Below are 1737 nucleotides of genomic sequence, written 5' to 3'. Positions count from 1 at the left end.
CATGGGCCGAATTGGATGTTCCATGCCTTCACTTCTCCATGGGAGGCGTAAACGCCGCGCTAGCGCACGACTAAAGCAGGAACATTTCGAAGAAGATCATGCGCAAATTCGAAACGGTGCCGATTGCAATTTGTTTCAATTTCGTACGACGCCGTGCGCAGACGTTTTGCGCTCTGCCGCGACGGAGCCGAGACGCTGCTTCCGGTGCACGCACCTTTACCGTCTCACGTCTCGAAGCGGAAGAGACGGTAGAGATCGGTGCGGTCGTCGAACACCTGTCGCGCGTCGCCGAAGCCGGCCTCGCGGCCGAGCTCGCACCAGACGGCGGCGGTCTCGGGGAAGTCGCAGGTCGAGACATGATGCCAGATCTGATCCCATTCGGCCGGCGTCAACACGGTCCACAAAGGCTGGTTCGTCCGCATGAAGCGATCGAGAAATCCAGCGCGATCCTCATCGGCCCGACGGGTCGGCTCGTAGAGCAGGAAAATCCCGCGGGCGCCGGTGGCACCGCGGATCGCCTTCATCAGGCGCAGCTTGTCGTCGGTCGCGAGATGGTGCACCGACAGGCTGCACCAGGCCGCGTCGGCATGTTGCGGCCGGCCCATCATGGCTTCGACGAAATCGCGGTGGTCGAGATCGACCTCGAACGGCACCTCGGCGAGATTGGCGGCGGCGAGTTCGAGGGCGGCCTGCGACAGGTCGATGCCGTGGTAGTGGCGGACCTGGGTACCGCGCAGCGCGGCCTTCATCATCGTGGCGTCGCCGCACGCGATGTCGAGGAAGCAGAAGGGCGAGGCGAAAACGTCGTTCAGCGTCTCCTGCAGGATACGGCCGACCTCTCGGTGGCTCAGGTAATCGCTTTCGACCAGCTTGCGGTAGGTCGCCCACTGCTCCTGGAACTGGGCGAGCGCGGCGGCATCCACCACGGCGCCGCCAGGTTGGAACTGACGGATGACGACGTTGACCACGTTGGCGGTTCTCCTCCTCAAGCGCGCTACGCTGTTGCGGCGCGATCGCGATCGATGAACGCCACCAGTTCCTTCGTGAGATCAGTGAGCAGCTGAAGCTTTCCGGTGTCCAATGGCTCGCTCAACGCCTGAAGGAGGAAGGTGTCCGCGCCGTCCGCGAACGCCGGTCCCAGGCCGCAGAAGAAAAAGCCGAGACCGCGGGCGGCATCGGTCAGGAGGGGCAGGCCGGGATCGCCGATCGGGGCGCTGAGCTGCACCGCGGCCGCGCCCAACGCCCGCACGTCGCGCAGCGCTTGGCCGAGCTCGATGGCAGCCTCGGGGCCGATCCGCTCGAAATGGATCGTACCATAGCCGCGATCATTGAGCTTGATTCCGGTGCGCGACTCCGCGGCCGAAGCGGCCGCCGGGGCCGCCAGCGATACCTTGACGCCGAGGCTCGCATAGAGTTCGAGCAGCATGTCCCTGTAGGGCTCGGGAGCGTGGATCGTACGCGCGGCAGGCGGCTGCACGAAGCGGAAGGTGCGCAGGTAGCTCTGGCGCTGTCCCGCAGTGGGGCATGGCAGACCTTTGGGGCGGAAGCTCTCGGGATTGGCGCCGAGCAGGACCGCGCAGACCGACATGCCGGCGCGCTCGTCGTTGCGCTGGGAGAAGGTGTGGATCGTCAGCGGTTCGGCATAAATTCCGGAGACGCCGTGCCGGGGTGCTTCCTGGGAGAGACGCTCGGTCATGCGCTCGAGAAGGTGATGCCCGCGATATGCCGAAAGCACCA

2 protein-coding genes are annotated in these 1737 nt (G+C 65.2%); both read right to left on the bottom strand.

The window, feature by feature from the left end:
- Positions 1-224: 224 nt before the first annotated feature.
- Positions 225-968: a class I SAM-dependent methyltransferase gene (locus VGK20_14380; GenBank protein HEY2775231.1), complete on the bottom strand. Its 744-nt coding sequence runs from the start codon at positions 966-968 to the stop codon at positions 225-227.
- A gap of 26 nt (positions 969-994) precedes the next feature.
- Complete coding sequence (locus VGK20_14375) at positions 995-1696, bottom strand: hypothetical protein (GenBank protein ID HEY2775230.1); 702 nt, start codon at positions 1694-1696, stop codon at positions 995-997.
- Positions 1697-1737 lie beyond the last annotated feature (41 nt).

It is taken from the genome of Candidatus Binatia bacterium (assembly GCA_036493895.1).
Taxonomy (GTDB): domain Bacteria; phylum Desulfobacterota; class Binatia; order UBA1149; family CAITLU01; genus DATNBU01.
This window is presented reverse-complemented; position numbering and strand designations above follow the sequence as displayed.

Coding starts and splice junctions, on each gene's coding strand:
- VGK20_14375 (HEY2775230.1), bottom strand. CDS start 1,696: ATGACCGAGCGTCTCTCCCAGGAAGCACCCCGGCACGGCGTCTCCGGA.